General features: G+C 40.9%; 20 protein-coding genes. 12 read left to right on the plus strand and 8 right to left on the minus strand.

The features are described 5' to 3' along the window. The first annotated feature begins 108 nt into the window (after positions 1 to 108). The 5 genes from PHF18_RS11430 (at position 109) to PHF18_RS11445 (ending at position 6,984) form a co-directional block, all read left to right on the plus strand. Complete coding sequence (locus tag PHF18_RS11430) at positions 109 to 582, plus strand: nucleoside deaminase (RefSeq protein ID WP_300102818.1); 474 nt, start codon at positions 109 to 111, stop codon at positions 580 to 582. Between the two features lie 332 nt (positions 583 to 914). Continuing rightward, complete coding sequence (gene ppsA / locus PHF18_RS11435) at positions 915 to 3,332, plus strand: phosphoenolpyruvate synthase (protein ID WP_300102821.1); 2,418 nt, start codon at positions 915 to 917, stop codon at positions 3,330 to 3,332. A 288-nt stretch (positions 3,333 to 3,620) separates the two neighbouring features. After that, positions 3,621 to 3,815 (plus strand): hypothetical protein, encoded by a 195-nt coding sequence (locus PHF18_RS11440; RefSeq protein ID WP_300102872.1) that lies wholly within the window; start codon positions 3,621 to 3,623, stop codon positions 3,813 to 3,815. Between the two features lie 8 nt (positions 3,816 to 3,823). Then, the gene (locus PHF18_RS18090; RefSeq protein WP_367279193.1) at positions 3,824 to 3,988 is read left to right on the plus strand and encodes a zinc finger domain-containing protein; all 165 of its coding nucleotides are present in this window, start codon (positions 3,824 to 3,826) and stop codon (positions 3,986 to 3,988) included. Positions 3,989 to 5,712: 1,724 nt separating this feature from the next. Then, positions 5,713 to 6,984 (plus strand): helix-turn-helix domain-containing protein, encoded by a 1,272-nt coding sequence (locus PHF18_RS11445; protein WP_300102823.1) that lies wholly within the window; start codon positions 5,713 to 5,715, stop codon positions 6,982 to 6,984. Between the two features lie 152 nt (positions 6,985 to 7,136). Here the strand turns inward: PHF18_RS11445 and PHF18_RS11450 are convergent, their stop codons facing one another. Continuing rightward, complete coding sequence (locus PHF18_RS11450) at positions 7,137 to 7,775, minus strand: MarC family protein (protein ID WP_300102828.1); 639 nt, start codon at positions 7,773 to 7,775, stop codon at positions 7,137 to 7,139. A 336-nt stretch (positions 7,776 to 8,111) separates the two neighbouring features. On the opposite strand from PHF18_RS11450, the gene PHF18_RS11455 reads away from it, so the two are divergent. The 3 genes from PHF18_RS11455 to PHF18_RS11465 all read left to right on the plus strand — a co-directional run bounded on the left by PHF18_RS11455 (position 8,112) and on the right by PHF18_RS11465 (position 9,060). After that, the gene (locus PHF18_RS11455; protein WP_300102830.1) at positions 8,112 to 8,312 is read left to right on the plus strand and encodes a hypothetical protein; all 201 of its coding nucleotides are present in this window, start codon (positions 8,112 to 8,114) and stop codon (positions 8,310 to 8,312) included. Between the two features lies 1 nt (position 8,313). Beyond that, positions 8,314 to 8,571: a type II toxin-antitoxin system RelE/ParE family toxin gene (locus PHF18_RS11460; RefSeq protein WP_300102833.1), complete on the plus strand. Its 258-nt coding sequence runs from the start codon at positions 8,314 to 8,316 to the stop codon at positions 8,569 to 8,571. 234 nt (positions 8,572 to 8,805) lie between these two features. Beyond that, a complete protein-coding gene (locus PHF18_RS11465; RefSeq protein ID WP_300102836.1) occupies positions 8,806 to 9,060 on the plus strand; it encodes a hypothetical protein in 255 nt (84 codons plus the stop codon). Positions 9,061 to 9,229: 169 nt separating this feature from the next. On the opposite strand, the gene PHF18_RS11470 is transcribed toward PHF18_RS11465, so the two are convergent. The 3 genes from PHF18_RS11470 to PHF18_RS11480 all read right to left on the minus strand — a co-directional run bounded on the left by PHF18_RS11470 (position 9,230) and on the right by PHF18_RS11480 (position 12,494). Next, a complete protein-coding gene (locus PHF18_RS11470) occupies positions 9,230 to 9,823 on the minus strand; it encodes a hypothetical protein (protein ID WP_300102839.1) in 594 nt (197 codons plus the stop codon). Between the two features lie 343 nt (positions 9,824 to 10,166). Then, positions 10,167 to 10,796, minus strand: coding sequence for a 30S ribosomal protein S3ae (locus tag PHF18_RS11475; RefSeq protein WP_300102842.1), 630 nt, complete (start codon positions 10,794 to 10,796; stop codon positions 10,167 to 10,169). Between the two features lie 1,395 nt (positions 10,797 to 12,191). Further along, entirely contained in the window at positions 12,192 to 12,494 is a 303-nt protein-coding gene (locus tag PHF18_RS11480) for a hypothetical protein (protein ID WP_300102845.1), read from the minus strand. Between the two features lie 350 nt (positions 12,495 to 12,844). Between PHF18_RS11480 and PHF18_RS11485 the strand changes: the two genes are divergently transcribed. Then, positions 12,845 to 12,994 (plus strand): type II toxin-antitoxin system HicB family antitoxin, encoded by a 150-nt coding sequence (locus PHF18_RS11485; protein WP_300102866.1) that lies wholly within the window; start codon positions 12,845 to 12,847, stop codon positions 12,992 to 12,994. A gap of 46 nt (positions 12,995 to 13,040) precedes the next feature. On the opposite strand, the gene PHF18_RS11490 is transcribed toward PHF18_RS11485, so the two are convergent. The 4 genes from PHF18_RS11490 to PHF18_RS11505 all read right to left on the minus strand — a co-directional run bounded on the left by PHF18_RS11490 (position 13,041) and on the right by PHF18_RS11505 (position 15,091). Continuing rightward, complete coding sequence (locus PHF18_RS11490) at positions 13,041 to 13,673, minus strand: PIN domain-containing protein (protein WP_300102848.1); 633 nt, start codon at positions 13,671 to 13,673, stop codon at positions 13,041 to 13,043. Next, entirely contained in the window at positions 13,663 to 14,037 is a 375-nt protein-coding gene (locus PHF18_RS11495) for an STAS-like domain-containing protein (RefSeq protein WP_300102851.1), read from the minus strand. The genes PHF18_RS11490 and PHF18_RS11495 overlap by 11 nt, the downstream gene beginning before the upstream one ends. Before the next feature lie 182 nt (positions 14,038 to 14,219). Then, positions 14,220 to 14,675: a DNA polymerase ligase N-terminal domain-containing protein gene (locus PHF18_RS11500; RefSeq protein ID WP_300102854.1), complete on the minus strand. Its 456-nt coding sequence runs from the start codon at positions 14,673 to 14,675 to the stop codon at positions 14,220 to 14,222. A gap of 146 nt (positions 14,676 to 14,821) precedes the next feature. Next, a complete protein-coding gene (locus PHF18_RS11505; RefSeq protein ID WP_367279194.1) occupies positions 14,822 to 15,091 on the minus strand; it encodes a demethoxyubiquinone hydroxylase family protein in 270 nt (89 codons plus the stop codon). 658 nt (positions 15,092 to 15,749) lie between these two features. Here PHF18_RS11505 and PHF18_RS11510 point away from each other — a divergent pair. The 3 genes from PHF18_RS11510 to PHF18_RS11520 all read left to right on the plus strand — a co-directional run. Next, positions 15,750 to 16,169 carry a hypothetical protein gene (locus tag PHF18_RS11510; RefSeq protein ID WP_300102857.1) on the plus strand — a complete coding sequence of 140 codons (420 nt, stop codon included), beginning with the start codon at positions 15,750 to 15,752 and terminating at the stop codon, positions 16,167 to 16,169. 622 nt (positions 16,170 to 16,791) lie between these two features. Next, positions 16,792 to 18,033, plus strand: coding sequence for a hypothetical protein (locus PHF18_RS11515; protein ID WP_300102860.1), 1,242 nt, complete (start codon positions 16,792 to 16,794; stop codon positions 18,031 to 18,033). A gap of 1,315 nt (positions 18,034 to 19,348) precedes the next feature. Next, a partial coding sequence (locus tag PHF18_RS11520; protein ID WP_300102863.1) for a right-handed parallel beta-helix repeat-containing protein occupies positions 19,349 to 22,101 on the plus strand: 2,753 nt, incomplete at its 3' end.

The raw sequence follows: 22,101 nt of genomic DNA on the forward strand, positions 1-22,101 counted from the left end.
TCAAGGAAGGGTTTTATCCTTTAGTAAAAAGGCATGTTCTGCCATTAAAGGATATGTCCTATCCTTATATTTATCATCTATATGAAAATATAAAAGAGGGAGCGAAACATGTCAGAAAAAGATCTTTTGTTTATGAGACGCGCCATTGAACTTTCCCTCGAAAGTGTAAAAAGAGGAGGAGGGCCATTTGGGGCCGTCATTGCGAAAAATGGGAAAATAGTTTCGGAAAGCTGCAACCAGGTCACCGTACTTAATGATCCGACTGCCCATGCAGAGATCGGTGCCATAAGAGAGGCAGCTCGGAAACTGAATACCTTTGACCTTAGCGGATGTGAGATCTATGCTTCCTGCGAGCCCTGTCCTATGTGCTTCGGGGCCATTTACTGGGCAAGGATAGATAGAGTGTTCTTTGCCAGCACAAGGTCTGATGCCGAAAATATCGGCTTTGACGATTCCTTCATATACGAGGAAATTTCACGCCCCGTCCGGGAACGAAGCATTGAGTTCAAACAGCTCCTCAGGGAAGAAGCGCTGGAAGCTTTCAGGGCGTGGGAAGAAGCTGAAAATAAGGTGGAGTACTGAGCCGGCCTAACACAACAACCTGACTCAACTTCGCTTTTTGACTCTCTACAATGTTTTTAATACACAAAACCTCATCTAAACCTTAGTTTTTCTGATTTTTCATTTTGCGCGAGTACTTTTGTTTAATTTTTGCTATGTAGGCAAACTAATTTCTTTAATTAGAACATAATTACTATGGGGCTTTAACTTCAATCCGGGAAAGTTTTCGTACTGGTTTTGGACCTGTGCGCTTTTGTGTAACTTTTCCACAACACTATTAAAATTTAAATGTTTTGCAGTACTTATTTAGTTCATATTTAGTTCAGACAAAATTTTGTAGGGGATTCTGGAAAATGCCTGAAAACAAAAGCAAGTACATCCGCTGGTTTGAAGAGACCACGATCGAGGACGTCCCGCTTGTTGGCGGAAAGAATGCTTCCCTTGGGGAAATGTACAGGGAACTTACTTCAAAGGGAATCAGGATTCCAAATGGCTTTTCAGTCACCTCTGATGCTTACTGGCACATACTGAAGGCAGCTGGGATTCTGGAAAAGCTTAAAAAAACAATGGAAGGGCTTGATACTGCGGATGTTGCAGACCTTGCAAAAAGAGGGAAGATTGCAAGAGACCTGATCCTTGGAGCCGGAATTCCGGATGACCTCTGGGAGGAAATCAAAATTGCATATGACCGCCTCTGCGAGCAATATGGAGAAGATACGGATGTAGCGGTGAGGAGTTCGGCAACGGCTGAGGACCTACCAACTGCTTCTTTTGCAGGGCAGCAGGAGACTTACCTCAATATCCGGGGCTATCCCGGGCTTCGGGACGCCTGTATACGCTGTTTTGCTTCTCTCTTTACGGACAGGGCAATTTCCTACCGTGTAACCAACAATTTTGACCACTTCAAGGTAGCCCTTTCCATAGGAATCATGAAAATGGTAAGGTCGGACCTGGCTTCAAGCGGGGTTATTTTTACTCTCGATACGGAAACGGGTTTTAGAGATGTGGTCTTCATTACCGGGGCATATGGGCTCGGAGAGAACATTGTGCAGGGGCAGGTCAATCCCGATGAGTTCTACGTCTTCAAGCCGACTTTCAAGGTAGGGTACAAGCCGATAATCCAGAAGAAGATGGGAAGCAAAGAAATCAAGATGATCTACGGCAGGGGAGATTCCAAAGTGCTCACCCGGAACGTGGAGGTCCCTGAGGCTGAAAGGTTGCGCTTCTGTATTAATGACGAAGAGGTGCTCAAGCTTGCCGGGTATGCGATCGATATTGAAGACCATTATTCTAACAAGTACAGGGAATCCAGGCCCATGGATATCGAGTGGGCAAAGGACGGCATAACAGGAGAACTCTTCATAGTGCAGGCAAGGCCCGAAACCGTCCAGTCCCAAAGAGAAAAGGATGTGCTGGAAACCTATGTCCTTGAAGAGAAATCCGAAGTCCTTGCAAAAGGCAGGAGCGTGGGAGACAGGATCGCATCCGGAAAGGTCCGTGTGATCCCTGATGTTTCGTACCTTCCCTCTTTCAAGCCCGGAGAGGTCCTGATTGCGGACACAACAACTCCTGACTGGGAGCCGGTTATGAAAACCGCAGCCGCTATTGTTACAAACAAAGGGGGACGGACCTGCCATGCGGCTATTGTCAGCCGGGAACTCGGAATCCCTGCGGTTGTCGGGGCTGGAAATGCAACTGAAATCCTCGAAACCGGCAGGGAAATTACCGTGAGCTGTGCCGAAGGAGAAGACGGGCTTGTATACGCAGGCATCCTCCCCTTCCATAAAGATACCCTCAGCCTCAAAGACCTGGAACGCCCCAAAACCGAGATTATGATGAACCTTGGAAACCCAGACAGCGCTTTTGCTTATTCCATGATTCCTAACGGCGGGATCGGGCTTGCAAGGCTCGAGTTCATTATCACAAGCTATATCAAGGTCCATCCTATGGCCCTTGTGCACCCGGAAAAGGTCAAAGACCCGGAAGAGCTTCGGGAGATCGAAAAACTGACACGGGGATATGAGAAAAAGGAAGATTATTTTGTCGAGCAGCTTGCCAGAGGCGTCGGGTTGATTACTGCAGCTTTTTACCCGAAGCCTGTTGTGGTCAGGATGAGCGACTTCAAGACCAACGAATATGCAAGCCTTGTTGGGGGCAGCTATTTTGAAATGGACGAAAATAATCCCATGCTAGGGTTCAGGGGGGCTTCCCGTTACTTTGATGAACGCTACAGGGAAGGGTTTGCCCTTGAGTGCAGGGCTATGAAAAAGGTCAGGAATGAAATGGGGCTTACGAACCTTATTCTTATGATCCCCTTCTGCCGGACCATTGGGGAAGCGAAAAAAGTCATTGCCGAGATGGAGAAAAACGGGCTTAAACGCGGAGAAAACGGGCTTCAAGTCTATGTTATGTGCGAAATTCCCAATAACGTCCTGCTTGTCGACGAGTTCAGCAAATTCTTTGACGGCTTCTCTATAGGCTCAAACGACCTGACCCAGCTGACCCTCGGGGTTGACCGCGACTCCGAATTGCTTGCCGCGGAATTCGATGAGCGGGATCCGGGGGTTATGAAAATAATGTCAATGGCAGTGCAGGGAGCAAAACGCAACGGAAGGCATAGCGGGATCTGCGGGCAGGCTCCGAGTGATTTTCCTGAAATTGCAGAATTCCTGGTAAAAGAGGGAATCGATTCTATTTCCCTTAATCCGGACTCTGTTATGAAAATTACCCTTAAGGTTCTCGAAACTGAAAAGGAGCTCGGAAGGCACTGAAAAACTACCCGAGAACCTTTTGACTTATTTTTTATGAGGTTGCCAAATTTTCAGCCGATGATTGTCAGCGACCGTTTATCAGCAGTTGTCTATCAATGGCTGTCTATCAATGGCAATTGTTGTAGTTCAATGGCTGTCTATTAATGGCAATTGTTGTAGTTCAATGGCTGTATACATTTACAGGATAGCCTATACCTGTACCACAAATACCGCAATAGAGGGAAATATATATACGTGATGCAGTAAGTATACATATTGGGTATGAAACATAAAAGGAAGCAATTAATTATGCAAAAAATAACCAAAACACAAATTATTGGGGATAAAAAAGAGCCGGAACATATGCTTTATTTGAAAAGATGTCCGGAGTGCCATTCTAAACTTGAAAACGATCTTTTCATAGGATTTCAATATTGCACTGTATGTGGGTACTGGACAAGAACAGAAACTGCAAGACTTGAACCGCTAATGATTATGGAGTGAATAGATATATGTTTGATTATCCATCAAAGTGTGCTAGGTGCGGCACACCTCTTAAAAAACAGGTAATTGGTTCGAATAACTTTTACTACTGCAGAAAATGCGGGTGTATGTCCTCAGTTACATCAGTCAGTGCAACCACTCAATCCGCAGCCCAGGAGACGGCTAACATTTAAAAACGATATTAAGCAGATAACTTATTTTCAAGGTTAAAATGATATTAACCATCCCTGAAGCCAATATACTATCGAGATGGTTAATATCTGAACTGCGAATCTTAAAACATGTCTCAAGCAAACCTGGCCCTGACCAATTAACGATGTCAACTACCCCTGAGCTAAAGACTCAGGGGCTTGTCTAACAAGCCCTGATTGACCAGATCACCGATTAAGAGCTTTGGAAAATCGGTAAACGATAGGAAAGAATACATAGTTACCCTTGAATGTCGCCTCAGTTTAAGGCTCTAAGGATGCCGGTTAAACAGTCCTGAGAGGTAGGGACAGTGCTTGCATCGTTAAACCTTTCCATATCAGATCGAGAGGAGGACGGATTCCGGAATTGACTCCACAATTCGGATACGCATTACCCTACGTATGTAGGTGGAGGGTGATTTATTCGCCCTCATTACATTAATAAAAAACGAATTCAACAGAGCAGGACGGAGAAGTTTACGCATTCCTCCCCTGAGCTAAAGACTCAGGGGTTTCCTGCTGAGAATTTATGAATTTTGGGCCAGGTAACTGTTTTGGGATTATTTTTTATTTTTTATTTTTCCGGGAACTTCCGGGTTTGGTGTTCTTTGATTACCCGGTTGATATTATTTAGAATATCCGAACTGGAATCGTTTGTTTTTTCTTATGCGCCTTATGGAGCTGAAACCTTCTCTTTTGCCCCAGTAGGGCTCTTCGTTGTTTTGTGTGGATATCCTCATAAAAACCAGCGCGGTCTTGAAGTGAAAATTATCTTATCCATATAGAATGACGAAGAACCAAAAAGTAGCAGGTTAATTCATGCTGGTATTCAAAGAGAAACTGAATGCAGAATTGTCTCCCTTTTCCAAAAAATACCCCCCATGATCCCGAAACCACATTTTAATCCACTTTTCATAGGGAGCCTCCGCCAGCTTGTCTGGCGGCCCTGCAAAAAAAGCAGAAAAAAGCAGAAAGTCATCAGTTTCCCTGATCACTTTAATAGGTTAGTTTCTTAAAGGGGTCATCAGTCGTTTTTGCTTGTTACTTTAATCACTTTTTCTTTTTTCTTATTTTTTGCAAGGCCGCTCTCCTGCGTCGAGCGTGACAAGAACGACCCTGTATAGCTAATAATGTTGTACGGGTCAGATACATCTATAAAGTAGTCCTCTTGAGCGCAGCGAAAAGGACCGCGTACTCCCGAGGCGCAATTCGGGTGGTAGAGCAAATGACGTTGTACGGGTCAGAGTTCTAAATTTCGAGTCGGCATTTTTTTCTTTTTATTCGAAAATCTCAACCTTTTAATGGCGGATGACCGGATTAATTGGTTAGTATTATTCATAAATGGCCTCAAATGCATATTTCGTTCTTTATTTTCACGCGCCACACTCCGTTTTAACCCGCCTGCGTACAGTAGATAAAAATGAAATCATTAGCCGCGCTGGGAGGTCTGACCCAGGATATCAATCAGGTAGCTGGGGACAACAATTTTACTTTTGATTCTACTTTTTATTTTGTAACTTTTCTTTCCTGTTTTTCTGGTTTCCTGTTTTTCTGGTTTCCAACAGAAAAATAAAATTTTAAGTAACTTGGAAAGAAAAAGGTATATGAGTTCTAGAATCCAATAAGCAACATTAACCTCAACAATTGCATAAACCTGAAAACAGCTTTAAAACAGCTTTAATAATAGAAACTCCCTCTGTTTGATCCGCATGGTCGAAAAAGAAATAGATTCATTATGCAGTCAGTACGGCCTTAAACCGACAAGCCTCTCTGACCTTATGCTAAAGGCCAATTCTCCTGACCCGAGCCGGGAGTACGGCTTTAACGAAGAAGAAAACTCTCTCTATCTCCCCCTTTATGAAGAACTGAATGCCTTCAATTCTCTTTCCGAGACAGGAAGCGATTTTCTGGCTTACATTCAGCTTGTTCTTGATCCTGATAAGGCAAGTTCGGAATACCTTGCGGACTTTTTCAACAATCCTCTCGGGTTGAAGATCCGGAAGGCCTGGGGGACGAGGGGCTTTATCCTGAGACCTGAAACCCGGGAACCTGAAGAACCGGCTACGTCACTCTCGGAGGTTTCTGCCCTGAATGACGCTGCAGAAGATGCTTCTTTTTCAGGAGAATCCGGATATTCCGAAATTATCTCCCCCCTGGCAGCAAATGAAATCACATTTGCAGGCAAAGCTTCGGTTGAGAATATGTGTACGGAAACAGGGGAGAGCACTTCTGTATTTTCAGGCGCGGCTGTTCCTCTTCTTCCCGAAATTTCATCTTTACCAGATGTGGATCTTGATTCTCTTACACATAGCAAACTCTATCTCCCTGACCTGCAGGTCCAGCTTGAGGTCCTTAAAATCAAAGATCTCACAAAGGAACTTATTTCTCAGCTAAGCGTGTTCGAGTGCAGGCTTTCAACCTATCCCAAGAGTATAACCCATATCCGCAAGAAGCTCGAACTTATCCGGGAGGCGGTGAAGCTTGCAAATGATTCCGACTACATTCTGGAGCTAATCAGGCGGGGGGAGAGCAAGAAACTTGAGTTCAAGTCCACGTTGCGAATGAACCTTATTACCGAAAAGCCTGACTGGAATATCGAACATGCAGTCCTGAAGACGATAATCGCTTACCTGAACACCGACGGCGGCATTCTTCTTGTTGGCGTCTCCAACAGCGGGGAGGTTATGGGAATCAAAAACGACGGCTTTCCGAACGAGGATAAGTTCCTCCTGCATTTCAAACAGCTCATAAAGCAGCATATAGGCCTTAACTATGCCCCCATGATAGAGTACGCCCTTGTGCCAGTAAGCGGTAAAAAAGTCCTGGAAATCGACTGTAGAAAAAGTGATAAGGCCGTTTTCCTCAACCCGGATAAAGATGACGAAGAGTTCTATATCCGCATAGGTCCCTCAAGCGAAAGGCTCACAGGCAGTAAACTGATCGAGTACGTGAATCGGCAGTATAACGGAAAACCGGATTAACCATACCTGCATGATAACCCGGCGATAACCCGACATGATAACCCGGCATGATAACCCGGCATGATAACCCGGCATGATAACCCGGCATGATAACCCTTTATGTTTTAGAATTTTGAAGGTTCAAGAGTTTTGAACTCTCAAACCTGAAGATTTCAAATTACCAGCCCGAATATGTTTATTATTCCCGTGGCAGTCAGGTCCACTGCAAGAGCCGCGAGCAAAAGCCCCATAAGCCTTGTAAAGACAAGCATTCCGTTATATCCTATGAACTTGTGGATCCTCCTTGAGAAGAGGAAGACGAACAGGCAGATTATGAATGTAAATATAATCGATATGAGAACGATTGCTTTTTGTGGAACGCCATCCGCCATTCCCATAAGGACAATTACTGTGCTGATCGTACCCGGACCTGTCAGAAGCGGAAGGGCGATCGGAAAGACCCATATATCTTCCCGTTCCTGGGACTGAGTAATTTCTTCTTCAGTAATGCTCTCCCTTGAAACCTTTGCATGCATCATGTCAAATGCGATACTGAAAAGCAGGAGTCCTCCCGCAACACGAAGCGAGTCCACACTGATGCTGAATATATTAAGTATCATGCTTCCGGTAATTGCAAAAAATAGGGCGATTACGCATGCAAGTATCACTGCTTTTTTTGCGACGTCATTTTTGTCCTTGCGGGTCATCTGGCTTGTCAGGGAGATAAAAGTTACAACTCCACCGATAGGGCTTACAATCACAAAAATTGATGAGAATACATAGATGAAAAACCCGAGGTTTTCGTTTACCATTTTTTTATCTCCTGCCCCTTTACAGATCTCCAGGTTTTATATATAATTTGGTTATTTTTATAATAGTTGCCTTTGAATTTTGCCAGGTTTTTTATATTCGGTTTCTTTAAAATTGAAATATAACAGTTAAAACAATATAATCTGGATACTCTGAATTTAAAGTTTTCCAGTAAGTCTTATTTCACGATACTTTGATGAGGAAGTAAGAAGATAACAATCTATCTATCAGGAGACTATCAGGAGACGGCTCTATATTAAGGGATAAATCTTTGATGCTGTTTGTAAACAATAGTAAATAACAGTTCACGAGCTATATAAGCAACGGCAGTGGTTCTGATGACCGGAGAAAAAATAGATAAAAAAATCTTTGAAGATCTCAATTTCATAAAGAAACAGCTTGCAGAAATTAAGGAACATATGGTGGATATAGATGTCCTGCTCACCGCAGAAGAAAAAGAGCTTGTTTTCAGAAGTTTTGAAAATGAGGCCAGAGAAAAGCTTGTACCGTTAAAGAAGCTTGAAGAAATGAGGCTTTGAAATGTTCGAAGTTTTTTTTGATATCCCTGCACAGGATTTTATGATGAAGGCAGATGAGAATACGCACTCGAGGGCCAGGGAAATCCTTGAAGAGCTTGCTTTTGATCCCGTTCCACTGGGCGCAAAAAGAATTATCGAAAGCCAGGAAAAAGTATTCCGGTATCGCTCCAGGCATTTAAGGTTGCTTTATAGAGTAGATTACGAAAAACTGACCCTTGTAGTAATTACAATAGAACCCCTGAGCCGCATGTACCGTTGAATTGATGGTAAGGGTTTTTACTGGAAATTATATTTCTATCTTCTTTTTTATACACTGCGGACTTTTCTGGCTTTACTGGTTTTTTTGGTTTTACTGGTTTTCTCTGTTGATGCTTTCCTGTAGCCTGATCCCTGAAAAAGCCCGCCTGTTCCAGCCATCTAACAGAATAAGCCTTTATAGGATGAGAACTAATTCAAATATTTGATTATGTTGCCCTGAATGGGGCGTATTACATTGTTAAATAGTAAATCTCTGGCAAAAGTTCTCGGTCTTATATACCTGATTCTTGCGCTTATCTTTTCACCGTTTATTCTTCTTATGATGAGCGCAGAGGGAGCTCTTGGCCTTACTGAAAGTATAATTATAATAATAGTTGTTATTCTCTTTTACGGAATTGCGGGAGCAATAGGTGGATTCCTTATTGGCGTTATTTATAATTTTGTCGCAAAGAAAGTTGGGGGCATCGAAATGGAAATTGAAACTGCCTGAGTAAGAGTTTTCAAACTGGCTTGAAAGCCATATCTTTCTATTATTTTTTCCTTAAGGAATGATAAAAATATAACTTCTAAATTTCAGTTTGGGAATTGATCTATAGTTCCATTTCCCCCAATAACCATTCTTGGCAACAAAACCCCTCGATATTATATTTGAATCATTCCTAAAAATTGAAAAATACCGAAAGTTTTGTCTGCTCAATCTTCTGGACTGAATTTTCCTGTAGTGATTTTTCCTGTAGTGATTCTTGCAGTTCTTCCTTTTCCTGCCCCTGTTCTACTTTCGCGCCACTTTCTGAAAACTCATCTATAAGAGTGCCTTCATTCTCCGGGTCCAGCGAACTCCTGTAATATCGCATTGTCCTCTCCTGCCAGTTTCCGGGGAGCAGCTGAAATTTCATGCCTATTTTCTGCTCGTTCCATTCCCAGACTTCAGAGTGGTAAAAAATAGCTGCTAACTGGCTTGAAAGGTGGGCATACGGGACCTCTGCCCTGAGCCTGTACAGGAATTTGCCTATGCCGTCCTTTTCAGTCCCTGTATACAGCTTTTCGGCATTGTTTGCCAGGTCTTTCCATTCCCTGTCCTGCATAAACCCCTGTAGTTTTTCCAGGTTACTGCAGCTAATTTTATCGATCCTGGGGAAAAGGCCTTTCCTGAACTTCCTTTTTATAAAAATATTTCCCCGGCTATCTATCCACCAGGAAAAAACCTTCTCTTTTGTTCCAAGGGTGTGGGATACAGACCAGAAGGTAGCCATGGGGAATTAATCGGATTTTGAAATATAAAAAATCTTTTGTGGTTAATATATTTTTCCCGGGTTGAAGAGAGAAGTCAAAGCTCTCTTTTTTATGATGTGAGAAATTCTGGCTGTCCACAATTACATGATTGATGTTTTCAAAAACCTGGGAAGACAAAGACCTGAGAGGATTTCGATACTTCGTTACTTGCCCCTTCTTAGCCACTTTAAGGGCTAACTCAATAGTACCTTCATCAATACGAAAGTCATAAAAAAAGTATTTTTACGGTTGCAAAAATGAAAGTGTTTGTACGGTCAGAAAAAACTCTGCCGCAAATGCGGCAGAGATATTTTTTAATATGAATTATGCTTCTGCAGGTGCAGGTGCAGCTGCAGGTGCAGATCTAGCTGCGGGCATTTTTTCGACTTGAGTCTTTCTAATCTCGACTCTGCGAAGCGGGTAAATAAACTTAGCCTGCCTGTAAATGGTTGCTGAGAGCCTGCCAAGAATTGCTTCCTGCATGAAGGTCTCAAAATCGGATTCTGAGGCGCGCCTTTTGACGATCTCGACCATCATTTCCCTGATGGCTTTAATCTGGCTTGAACGTGCTCTCTTGATGGTGAAGCAGGTTGGCTTTACACGGATAACGTAGCCGTCTTTGGTTTTAACATCGACATTGGCGTCGATCCTGGAAGTCTGCCTCTTAACGATTGAGCGGATATAGTCAGTTGTGAGTTCGTGACCCATGAGGTCGGTAGTTGCAATGTCTCCAACGACTTTGCTGATCCTGAGGATGACCTTTGTGTTGTTCTTGCTCATGTCGTTGGTGAGTTCCCCAACTGTAGTCTCAACATTGCGACCTATGAGCAGGGAAGCGTCTCCTGCCATTGTGTTTCCTACAATAGCTCTGTTTAAGTAAACAGGAGCTTCAATATTGTACCATTCCTTGGATTTCCATCCGTCAAGCTTTCTTTGTACTTTCTTTCTTGCCAAGTAATTCCTCCGAAGTATGCTCGTTTTATATAGTTTTATTTTGCTTTGCCCTGATGCCCTCAGGCAGTCTCAGGTATTTGTCTTCCGGATGCTCAGGTGAGCTTTATCCATAATCGATGAATGTGAAAGGTTTTCAGGCGTTTCTGCACAGGTTTTACACTGCCGCAGGTTTGCTCTTTAAGCACCTTGTCTTTGCATATATCAAAAATCTCTGAGCCTCTTGGCGTTTCCGGACTCGGGCCCCATCCCATCTGCCGACAGCCACAGGCTCCTTATAGTCAAAAATGTGACCGGAAATCGGCCAGAAATCCTCAGAAATTAGCGGATACTAACTAGTTAATGGCTCTCTATACATATCATTTCCATATATAAAGAAATCGGTCAGAAACGCTTTCTACTCTGTTGTTTGCATCACCGGGGTAAAAAGAGAGTAAAAAATGTTTGTGGTCCTTCATTAACTGATTGATCTATTCCAGAAACCAGGAGGAAATCTTTCATTTTTCTCTCCCTGCACCGCAATGGACCTGGACCAGCCACCAACCAGATAAAAAGCGACCTAAAAACCGGCACCGCAAATAAGAGAAAAAAATGTTGAAGGAAATATCCCCGGACTGAAAGAACACTTGCCTTTGTCCCGGAAACTGCTTTATAATTCAGAGGTTCGACATAAAAACATTCTCTTTCATACCCTATACCACATTTCTATAAGAGATCCTCTCCCGAATGCCGAACTGAAAATTCCTCCTTCACATCGATCCCCCACCATGAAACCTTTTACTAAAAATCCGAAACCTGCCGGGCGTTGAGAGGGGGTTCCTGGCTTGAAAAATATATTTACTCACTCATAGGATTTTGAATTCAGGGGTTCTGTTTGAGGATTTTATGATTTTGGGGATTTCGTCGAGGGATAAAATAACAGAGAACTGGATAAACGGGAGGTGGGGAGAAAGGGGAGGTGGGGAGAAAGGGGAGCAGTCCTCCAGATAATATAATAAAACAGTTATATTTAGACAGTCCCGCATGTGGCTCCATTTCGGGAGTTGAATAAAAAATAGCTCCGAGGAGAGGCTTTGTTCTGGTGAGGGAGAAAGTTGAGAGGAAACTATCTATCAAACTGGTCAGGCTACAGTTTTTGCAGGATGATACGGGAATACTCTTTTTTGTTATGGGTTTTGTAATTTAAAAACTTTTGTAAGTAAACCTGCTGCGTTCTTTCGATAATTCCTACTCCAGGCAGCTAAAGAGTTAAGGGGTAAAAATTGTTTTGTGATCAGGATCGGAAAAGGCAACTTCATCGTTTTTGATGAAAACAGGCTTAAAAACAGGCTTGAAAAAACCTATTGTCAGTTATCTTAACTTCCAGCCTTTGCCCTAAAAAGTCAACCAATGATATCTTTACATCATTTCTTTTTCTTTATTCAGTGCATCTATTTTTGCATGTATCTCATTCATTTCCTGTTTGTACCTAACTTTGATTTCTTTAACTTCTTTGTATATAAGCAGGCTTTCATCACTGATTCCTTTCATTGACTCTATATGTATTACGACTTCATCTATGCCGTTAACCAATAGTGGTTCTACTTTCCGCCATTCTGCATACTTAATATCCAATTCGTCTCTTCTTTTGTCTTCAAGCGTAAAGATCTCATCCCAGAGGTCCATAATCTGGCTGTCTATCTCTTCTTTTTTAGGCATCATCTTCTCCCCTATTCGTTAAATCTTTGTATAAGGGCATTCCTATTAATTCATTTCAGTAGCTTTTTCTGTCAGCTGTCAAGCCATCTTTTTCAACCAGTGCCAGTGGACTCAATAGTGCTTTTATTTGCACTTTACAAAAAACATGAAACCTGTCGGGCTTTGAGAGAGGGGGCGGCCCCTGGCTTGAGAAATATATTTAGCCAGAAGCAGGGCTCGATCTCATCGAGTTATCGAACTGGATCACTAATCAGATGCAGTAAATTTATTCTCCACAGCTATAAATAAAATAGTCAGGCTATGATTTATATCTTAAAAAGAGGTGCAAGAAAATTAAAACTTTCACTGTCGTAATCGAAAAGGACGAGGACGGAATTTACGTAGCTTCTGTTCCCGAACTCCCGGGTTGCCACACCCAGGCAGAAACACTTGACAAGTTAAACAGGCGGATAAAAAAGGCTATTGAACTCTACCTTGAAGTCAAAACCGAAGATAAGGAGTAACGGAGCTTCCCCTCATACACATTAAGCCTGACTGAAAACTACAGAATCAATCCTCGATCTCCCCCAGCAGCCTCTCATTTGCAGTCAATACCTCAACTCCCATATCACTGAAGTCCTTGTCGTGGGTTACGAAGATCATGCCCTTTGAGCGGCAGACTTCTGCAAAGACGAGATCATTGAAATCATATTTTCCCTGCTCGAAGATGTCTATTATTTCCGGAAGATCTATGCTTATAAAGTCAGAGTCACAGGCAAGGGTGTTTTTGAGGATTTTTCTTACGTTGTAGGCGATGTCCTGGGCTACAGCCCGGAAGCCTGGAGAATTCCGAAATTCCTTGTACCTGGAAAACTCCGACTGTTGCTTGAACTCTATCCTTGAAAAGGCATTGATAAATTCCGAAATGATCATGCAGTTTATATAGATACTCCCGTCTGAGGCCCGGATCTTTTTTAAGGCTCTGGAATAGATTTCCGACCTTGGGTCCTGCCAGCTAATCGGACCGTAGATGTAAAGCCAGATGTTGGTATCAAAGAAAAAGCTCTGCGGCTGGGAAAAATCATAGCTCGTTATGGAATGGACTTTTACGGGGAGGGCTTTTGCAGGGTGGGCTTTTATAGGCCGGACTTTTACCCCGGGCTTGAGCGAATAGACTGTTGCAGCATGGACTTTATTCCGCATCCTCGCCTCCGATTACGTCCCTGAATGCCTTTAAATAGGAATCTGCATGCTCAAAATAGCCTTTTGCCCGCTCCACAACCCTCTTAAGAAATACTTCATCTTCGGGATCGATGTCCGCAAAAGACAGGTTATTTTCAACGAACTCCTCTGAAAAACTCCCATAAAGCTGTCCAACAGCCGCATTCAGAAAAGCAGGCGTCAGGTCATCCGTCTCTTCAAAAGAGAGTTTTACTTTCCTGTTTTTGCGAAAAGCCTCTGCAATTCTATCATGCACTTTCTGCCCATCACAGGCAGCAACGCAGCAGTTGCCTTCCGCAGCTTCAATAATACTGATTATTTCTATTTCCCCCGTAACAATCCCCATCTGAGACCTCCTGCTGTGGTTTAAAGTTCAGGCATGAGCAAAAACCGGAGCCCACAACCTGGTCCTGGTTACCTGATTCAATTGCCTTCAGGCTATTTAATCGCATCTCACCAGCTTTTAACAGGCGTACTATTAACAGGCGTACTATCACCTTAGAGTTAAAATTTACTCTCAGCAGCCTTTCAATCGGCTTTTTTGAAAAAAAGCCATCCTTTATCCTTTTTCCCGTAGTTTGTCCTTATCAGTACATAATCCCCTTCGAGTTCTTTCCCATGAAGCGTTACAACAATTTCTTTCTCTTTACGCTTCAGAAGCTCAAAAATACCCTTATCCCAGATTTCAACCTTGCCGGCTCCATATTCTCCTTCAGGGATTTCTCCCTCAAAATTAGCATATTCGAGCGGATGGTCTTCAGTCTGGATGGCAAGCCTTTTGGTACCGGCTTTTTTTGGTGGCTCCTTCGGGACTGCCCAGCTTTTCAGGACCCCGTCCATCTCCAGGCGAAAATCATAATGCAGGTTGGTTGCATCATGGCGCTGGACCACAAAAACAGGTTTATTAGAACCTTTTTCGAAACCGTTGGCTCGAGGCTCGGAGGTCTTTTCAAAATCTCTCTTCTTTGCATATTCCTCAAGCATGGAAGATCAATAGAAAATATGGATGCGCCGGGTATAAATGATTATGTGATGAAACTTGAAAAAGAGGCTTATGATGAAAAGAACTGAAAAGTTATGAAAAAGATTCATAAAAAAATATAAAAAAATGCCTGCTAACTATTCTTCGTTCATTTTCTGGCAAGCGCATAATCTGCGTAAATCTTTAAAAACTCCTCGTCGGTTTGCAGGAGCACGGTCTCAAACATGGCTACGTGGATCTTTTCTTCCCTGGCGATGTCAAGAAGAATTGTACGGATCTCCTCGTTTTTTGTCAGGTTTGCCATCTGCTCATAGATGTTAACAGCATCCAGTTCTGCAATCATTGCAGCTCTCAGGATTTCCTTATCAAGGTCTTTCTGGCTGGTATTCTTAAGGTCTACAAGTGTTTCCGAAAGCATGATTTTACCCCCCGTAAGTACGCTCTTTAATGATATGGAAAGGCAAACTTAATGTTTCTTTCTATTGGGAACCACTTATTAAAGAATACCTTAATTCTTTTTTGCTTTTGAAGTTATATTCCAGGGCTCAAACCTTTTTAATAGAGTTGCTGGAACCATCTCCATTAAATCACCTACCTTTTTGCCGTCTCAACTTTTATCCTTATGCCAGATTCCCACAGAAACTTGCACACAGGAACATACAATTTTCTATCCGTTAACTTCTTTAAGTCTACAAGAAGCCTTCCTGTATATGGTTTCTGAGGAGAAAAATAACCCTCTGTAGATTTCCATAAACCATCATTGCAATTATTTTTATAGGATATTTGCTTTTTTTCGAGATGTTCTTTGACTTATTTTATAGAAATCTATATCTGGCAGACGTCTAAATGGGTAAGGTAAATATACCAATAAAGCTATAACTTATTAATTAAATTAATTCAGTTTGCAAATAACACTAAAATTATTTGTCCAAGTTCATAATGTGCTTATTACTCCACACCTGGAGGAAAAACCATTATAATATATTTAAATCAGTAATTTTTGAGCATTTTTGAGATATTAGATTTATAATAGAATAGACCAGAAAGTAAAATCGGGACTCGAGGAGGGAAATTGTATGACCAGAAAAACAGATGAAGTTGTGTGTCCAAATCCTGAATGTGAATATTATCTTAAGGAGGAAGGAAAAGCCATAATAAAACGTGGAAAATATAAAACCGGACACCAGAGATACTATTGCAAAAACTGTGGGAAATTTTTTATGGAAACGGTTGGTACAGCTGTTTATCGAAAACATCTGCCTGGGCCTGAAATAAGGCTGATATATAAGCTTTTTCTCGAAAAAAATGGGATACGGAGTATTGAAAGGATAACAGGGCACCACAGGGATACAGTAAGCAATCTGCTAAAAGGAACGGTTAAAAACGACAAAACCGAAGAATATCTGGTCAAACAGATCGGACTGACAGTTGAGGAATGCGAAAAGTTATGGGTGTTTTTAGAAAAAAAGAGGAGTTCTTCCCGAAAGTCAGCTTGAAATAAGTAGACGAATATATCTATCAGTACAAACACGCTGCAGTGTAATAATCGAAAGTACCTGTTCTCACAAAAAACGTCATTAATATATAGTGCAAATATAAGTACTTTATATTATGACACTAATTTTGCAGACTCTCAACTATGTAAGAGTTAGATATTTATTTTTAGACATTTATTTTTTCAGTTAAGCCTCTTTCTCCAATACTTTTCTTTTTGAGTTATTCAGGGTTCAATTACAAAGATTTGCAAAAGTCGCAAGTATTTTATATGCGGACATACAATTATTACGGAACTTACGCACATTGCAAAACTGTCAGACGTCTGCGAGACGGACAGAGGATCACCTGTGGAGAGTTACCTGCTTTACACTGTTGAGCTCTCAGTCAATTGTTCTCTCAGTCAATTGTTCTCTCAGTCAATTGTTAAGTCTTCCTGTGATCTTGCACCATTGCGGGCACCCCGGAAGCTTGATTGCGTTGGTTACATAGGCTGTATACCTGACTGAAGTCCAGAAATCACGAAATTCTGGAATTTAGCCATTGTGAAAATGCAAAATAAAATAGAATAAACAGTTTTTGGATGTAACACACAAATAAGGAGTCTGAAAAGGAGTCTGAAATATGGGTAAAAGTACATTATTGAGGGCAGGATCCCTATTTTTAGGATTAATGCTTTGCCTGGTATGGGTACCGGCTGCATTTGCTCAATCAGAGGATGAAGGAGATGGAAACCAAACAGTTTGTCCTCCCGTTCCGGATGAAATCGTAATACATGAAATAAATCCCAGTTATTATAATCTATATCTACAGGAGGGAGAGAGCAACAGCTTCAATGTAAGCTTCAGAAACAATGGTAATGAAGCACTTGACATTGAACCGAAAGTTGTAGCTGTGCCTTACAGCAGTTATAATTTAGATGAAAGCTGGATAACCATATCCCCGGCAAGCACAACAGTAGATCCATATACAGAACAGGAATTTACCATTGAAATAAACGTTCCCGAGGATGCGGATGGTGGGAACTATGAAACTAATATTGCCTTTACAGATGATGTGTTCTCAAATCCCGAAACATACGTCTATCCTCAGTATGTCAATGCAATGTACCTTTCTGTCATGGTTCCGGTTTATCCGAAGCTTGAGCTTCAGACAAGTTACATCTATGATACCATTGAGGCTGGAAAGGAATATGAGTACACGATGAAAATCAAAAACGTAGCAAACAAAAATATCACCATCAATCCGGAAGTAACCAGATATGATTATACACTTGACACATTTGGTTTTGAGGACGACGCAATAGAAATCTCTGCACCTTCGGTTTTAACCCCAGGTGAAATCGCTGACATAGCCATTAAGGTCTCTGTTCCGGAAAATGCTACCGGAAATTACAATAGTTACATCGAAATGAATGTTGACGGGAAAGAGAATAATGGGTATGAACCGCAAATAGACCTGAACTTCATAATTAACCAACAGCCTTCAGTTCCTTATGTAAAAACCTTCAGCACCAGGACTGCAGACCCGATAACAATTGAAGTTTCCACCTATACGTACGGTTCGGATGCATGGTTGCGTTCCCCCCCGAAAAATCAAAACCCATCGTTTGAACTGAACCTGAAATACGGTTCCAGCCCTGTTGATATGACCCTTGTAAAAACAATGCAGAGAGACAGTGTAAGTATTGGATGGAATAATTTCCCGGTATGGTTAAATGATGAAAGCGCAGGCTATCAAAATAACGGAAAGTACTATACCGAAACGTATACAATACCCGGAGCAATCGGAGATTGGGAGCTTTCAATTCATCCGATAAATACTGAGAATTTTGAATATACGATAACTGTTGGAGACTCTGAATAAAAAGCATGAGTTCTGGATAAAGTGGAAAAAACTAGGAGAAAGTAACAGAATCTTACCCCCTTTTAACAGAATTTTGCCTCCTTTTTCAGGGTTCTGTTATCTATATTCCTTAATTTTTTCCATTTTCTAATTTTTGACGGCCTGTATATATTCGATTGATATAATATAATAGCACAATATATAGTTATATTCTTAGTTTGACAGCCACTAATTGGAACTGATATTTTCCCTTCTTTTTTGGCCCAACTGAACTTGACAAGTTACATAAATTTATAAAAATTGGTTATATTTTTTAAGTAATTCCATTCCCTTTTGTTACAATCAAACTATTTATCCGATCAAAATTCGCAATAATATATTATTAACCCGATTTTTCATGACCTTGATTGTAAGTGTCAAATTTCTCAAACTTTTTTTGATGAATTTTGTGGACCTAACATTTAAGTGTTTCAAAATATCAATCGTATACAATGTGTTAATAATCCTTTATAAAATAAAATAAAGTATTATAAAGCTTTAAATTTAATTTTCGTGCATCAGTTCAGACATTCTATAATAAGTATATTTATATGTTCATCTTCCCAACGTTTTTTGAGTACAGGTATTATCGGACCAAAAGTAAGCAAAATAGGAGGTAGAGCATGAATATAAACAGAAAGTCAATCTTGAAGGCAATAGAATCCTTTTTTGTTGTTTTAATATCGTTGACTTTAATTCCCGTACCTTCTACAACCTGTGCCCCTATACCCAGTTATCAGACAACTTGTGACCAGAAACTGTAACAGTGAATGTAACCAGAATAACTGTAACAGTGAATGTGAACAGGCGAATGACGTAACAAAAGCCCAGGAAAACTACAATTGAGACTGGAACCCGGAACGCCTTAGGGAAGGAACATGCAACCTGCCCGATATCCAGTAAAAATATAACTGCGTCTGCCTGCAGAGAAGAAGCCAGGATCAGACCTGTTTTACCCAGGCTTAATTAAAATCCTTAGTTTGACACATCAGGGTAATTGTTGTAACTTATAACCAAAAAAACGCATTTATTAACGCATATCTTTTGGAAAAAAATGAAGAGTACACAAAATAGAAGGACAGAGTTTTTAAGTTTGAACTGTTTGTTGAAAAACACACATAATAGTCACTCAATCGTATGAAAATCCATCTATAAAATCGGAAAGTTTAAAGAAATATTATATTCTCATTGCCAGTGAGAATCGGATTTACTATCTTTATCTTTGGAAATTATGGTTGAGTGGATACTATGGAGGAATTCTATAACGAAGTTAAATAAAGTTTTGGGATGATTTATAATGAAAACTTTAAAAACTTATTTGACAGTATTTGCCCTTACTCTTTTTTGTCTTGTGTTAAGTAGCCCTGCTGCCTTGGCAGCAAATATCGTAATTGACGATGATGCTCAACCAGCTGTATCCGGTCTTTATCTGACATCTGATTATACAGACGATGCCGCTTGCATTCAGGAGGCGCTAGATAACTCAAAAAGCGGAGACACCATAACTATCCGCGAAGGAGACTATTATATAAAAAATCGAATATATCAGGGTAGTAAAAGTCTGAAAATAATAGGCGAAGGAAAAGTAACTCTTCACATTCAAAATTCTGAAAAAGAATTCTACGGGATTTATTTCAGTGGATCATTGATCACTAGCAAAAACCTGGCAGCTAACGCTAAAAAGGGTTCATCTCAAGTGGTTTTAACTGACGCTTCCCAGGTTCGCCAGAACGACTTGATTAAGATCTGGAAAAATGTTAAGTGGTGTCCTCTTGATTATCCGGATCAAATGACAGGGGAAATATATGCTGTTAAAAGTGTAAATGGAAATGTCGTCACTTTAAATCAACCACTTCTTAGAGATTACAGCTTGTCCGAGACCGTCCAAACTGAAGTATACAGACCTATTGAAATGCATATAAAGAATATAAGGCTGGAAGACACGGGTGCGACAACGTCTCATCATGGACTGGTTATGGAATATTGCAAGGACAGTTCTGTCACTAATTCTCAGTTCAGTAATAGTGGATTTGGGGCTATTTGTCTGTATTCCTGTTTTAATGTGGATGTTACTAATAATGAAATATATGACTGCCTTAAGCCCGGCAGTGGATATGGTGTAAATGTAGCTAGTGGCTCGGCTTTTGTCAATATTGAAAATAATCACATAGAAAATTGCAGGCATGCCATAACAGGCAATACAGCTGAACGCAAATCTTTAAATCGAGACGTTTTTATCGCTGATAACACTCTAATAGGGGCAAAAATCGCCGGCTCTGATGTTGTTGATGCTCATCCAGTGACTATTAATTATATAGTCACTAGAAATAAAATATATCCGCAGCTTCCGTACTTTTTTGCGTTTCTTGACGGTACACAATACTCAGAATTTACCGAGAATGAAGTATATGGTGGATATGGGGCAGTCGTAAGACGAGGCAGTGTAAATGATGGAGTGCATATAATAAAAAATAATATTATGGATGGAATCGCCGGGGTTACGTATCAAGGAGGTGAAAGTGGTATTGGAGACACTCTTATAATTACAAATAATGTTCAAAATAGTGGAATATACGGAGTCTATTTCCCAGATCACGAAAGTTTCAGGAATATAATAGTAAGTGAGAACACTTTTAGCGATCTTTCAAATCAGGAAGTGTATCAGAAGTTCCCAATAAACAAGATAAACTTAAAAATCTCTGATGCTTCAGTTAGTGTAGAAAAGGCTGAAGCAGCGACTGTCCCTGAAGATGAAGAAAAAGTAGTGGTTGAAGAAGCGCCTGAAACTGAAAAAGAAGACGAAGAAGTAGAGGCTGAAGAAGCGCCTGAAACTGAAAAAGAAGAAAAAGTAGTGGTTAAACCAGCAACTGAACCTGAAATGGAAGAAGAAGTAGAGGCTGAAGAAGCGCCTGAAACTGAAAAAGAAGAAAAAGTAGTGGTTAAACCAGCGACTGAACCTGAAATGGAAGAAGAAGTAGAGGCTGAAGAAGCGCCTGAAACTGAAAAAAAAGAAAAAGTAGTGGTTAAACCAGCGACTGAACCTGAAATGGAAGAAGAAGTAGAGGCTGAAGAAGCGCCTGAAACTGAAAAAGAAGAAAAAGTAGTGGTTAAACCAGCGACTGAACCTGAAATGGAAGAAAAAGTAGTGGTTAAACCAGCGACTGAACCTGAAACAGTTGTCAATACTGCCATCTATGAATTAACGCCTCTGGATAATATACAGACTCTCAAGGAATATGTGGAATTTACATACGAATGCCATGTGATGACAAAAACAGGGCTGACTACTCTCCTTGATGCATCAATGTGTTACTGGGAAAATGATGAGGATGAAAAATCCATTTCCATGCTTAAGTCCTTCATCCATCTCGCTGAAAGAATGAAGGAATGCAAGCAGATCTCGGCTGATGAAGCGGATTACATGATAAATGAAGCGAAGAAGATACTCGACCAGATGGATGAAGGAGATGGAACATCCAATGTAACTGGCGAAGTCTACGATAAAACAAAAACAGTTTGTACACCAGTTTGTACACCAGTTTGTACAGAAACAAAACCAATTTGTGAAGAAACAAAACCAGTTTGTACACCAGTTTGTACACCAGTTTGTACACCAGTTTGTACAGAAACAAAACCAATTTGTAAACCAGTTTGTACAGAAACTAAAGAAACATTAAAACCAATTTGTAAACCAGTTTGTACAGAAACAAAATCAGTTTGTACAGAAACAAAATCAGTTTGTACAGAAACAAAACCAATTTGTAAACCAGTTTGTACAGAAACAAAACCAGTTTGCGAAAAAACTAACGAAGCATTAGAGACTAAAGCAGCGCCTGTAACTAAAACGGTAGAAGAATCTTCAGTTTGCACAGAAAAAGCTAAAGAAGAAGCTTCAGTTTGCACAGAAAAAGCTAAAGAAGAGACTTCAGTTAGTGCCGAAAAAGCCAAAGAAGAAGCTTCAGTTTGCACAGAAAAAGCCAAAGAAGAAGCTTCAGTTAGTGCCGAAAAAGCCAAAGAAGAAGCTTCAGTTTGCACAGAAAAAGCCAAAGA

It is taken from the genome of Methanosarcina sp. (assembly GCF_028693135.1).
Classification (GTDB): domain Archaea; phylum Halobacteriota; class Methanosarcinia; order Methanosarcinales; family Methanosarcinaceae; genus Methanosarcina.